Here is a 2,283-nt window from a genome sequence, read left to right on the forward strand (position 1 = left end):
GCAAACAAATCAGCTATTTCCTCATCTGAAAGGTTATCAATTAAGCCTTTATTCATAAAGGAACGGCCCCCTAGGTAACCTTGACTTTTGATGTCTTCCGCATTAATGAAAATTTTATTCCCCCCCATGAACCCAATAGTAGTTCCTGAGTCCTCCTTTTTCACAAGGTAGCCTTCAATATTTTGTAAATCTTTTTTCGTGACCCTATACATTGCATAATTCGATTCTACAGCCGCATCAGGATCCAGAATTGCAGTTAGAAGGGCATCTAGGTCCCTGTTGGCTGAACCATCTAAAGCAGGTGCAAAATCATATCCTATATTTCCAACTTTATGGCACATGAGGCAAGTTTCGAATAGAACTTTACCTTTTGATACACTTCCTTCACTGTTATTTACTATATTTTTATAACTTAGAATTTTTTCATTCAAAAATTTCCTATCGCTTTCTTCAATTTCGTAAATCGTGTTTAATATTTTGGTACCGATAGGGTCAGATGGATTGTAACTTTTAATTTGTTCAGCTGATGATTTATCAAATGCTGAAATTTCCAACAGGTTAGTTTCAAATAATTTTTTTAAAATTTCGGCACCTTGGTTAGAGCCAGAGAATAGATTAATTATTTCCCTTTTTTCAAATTGATCTATGATTGGAATCCATTTTATTAATTCTTTTTCTCCTTCTGTGGGGTTCGATTTGGAAAAATTATTTAATGCCAATGCTCGATTGCTAAAACTAAAATCTTCAATTTGAAATATTTGAAAAAAGTATTTTTGATTGGCATTAAAGTCTACTTCAAGTGCTTTGATTAAAAGGTTTAATGTTTTTTCCGATAGATTTTTATTAATCAATGAACTTAATGAGTTGTTAGAATATTTTATTTTAAATCTACTTATAGCATCTAAACCTAAGTTTTTGTCAAGTTCAGAATCCTTGTTTAAGAGGTGCGATATAGGTTTTTTTAGCAAATCAGTAAGTATCTCAGATTGGATTAGCGCTTGGTTTTGGATAGCATAGCTGACATAATTTGAGGCTTGATTCAGGTTGGAGAAATAAGGCCTGACCATTTCCTGGATTTCTTTATTGCCCAACATTTGGGAGACAATTATAAAGTGAGTCCCATCCAGTTCAGAAATAGAAGCAGATGGCCAGAGGCTTATAAAAAATTGTTCTTTCTTTTCCTTAGGTAAAGCCTGTGTCGCCCAGATTTTATTTGTGGTAGGGATTTTTGAAGCTGCAGGTGAATTCAAAAATTTCTCTAACTCCAAAGGATAATTTTCTAATGCCTTTCTGGAAAGATAGCGTTCGAATCTCCTTTCATAGGACCCCCCCATTTGGTTTCCCTTTAATTCAGGTTTACTGGCTAAAAGCAAAATTTCAATGGTTTCGGGAACTGCATTGCCGATTTCTGATAAAGTCCGTAACACCTGAGACCTGATTAGAGCATTAGAATCTTCAATCAGAACCATCAATTTATTGGCTGCTTCAGCAGGATTTAAATTAAAAGTAACAAGAGATCGTATGGCTTCACGTCTTAAATTATCCATTGGGTCTTGGATCAGGTCATCCATCAGTTTTTCATCGTAATGATTGATTCCTTCAAGACTCCAAAGTGCATGAATTCGCGTTATTTCATCCATTGATGAGTCACTGGCAAGATGGATTAAGCTTGGTGATAATTTTGTGGTTTCAGAGATTGGACGATCGGATATTTGCTGCCATGCAGACCTTTTTGCCCAAAGAGAAGGAGACTTAAGATGCTCCACCAAATCTTCGGTTTTCATCATTCTGAAATCTGGAATTTCTCTTTTTTTCTGGGTTACATGCCGAATCCTCCATATTCTACCATGTGATTTATCTCTTTCCGGATGGGTGGTGGGTACCTCATTATGGGACACAATCTTGTTATACCAATCTGCAATGTAAAGAGAACCATCTGGCCCAAACTCCATATTGACTGGACGAAACCATGGGTCCTCAGAAACCAATAGATCTTCAAGGTGATTTGAACTGTAACTACCATCAGGATTTCTGGTAATTTTTACTGAATTAATTGTTCCGGTAATTGGATTAGCTAAAAAAGCGACATCTTTCCATTCTTCAGGAAAAGATCCTGAAAAGTCATCTGCAAAAGCTATTCCGGACAAACCTGTTCCCCCAACTCTAAATTCATGAAAGGGAGGCAACCAAGGTTGATAGGGGCGGATTTTTTCATTACCTATTCCATGAAAACTTGTACCAAATTCCATTGGGACTACTGAATACCCCATATCATTTGCTTCA

The 2,283-nt window shown here is 36.2% G+C and carries 1 protein-coding gene; it reads right to left on the bottom strand.

The genetic code is table 11. From position 1 onward, the window contains the following. A partial coding sequence (locus tag ACEW8U_RS21585; RefSeq protein WP_373524126.1) for a HEAT repeat domain-containing protein occupies window positions 1-2,270 on the bottom strand: 2,270 nt, incomplete at its 3' end. Window positions 2,271-2,283: the final 13 nt, after the last annotated feature.

This window comes from Aquiflexum sp. (assembly GCF_041751335.1).
Taxonomy (GTDB): Bacteria; Bacteroidota; Bacteroidia; order Cytophagales; family Cyclobacteriaceae; genus Aquiflexum.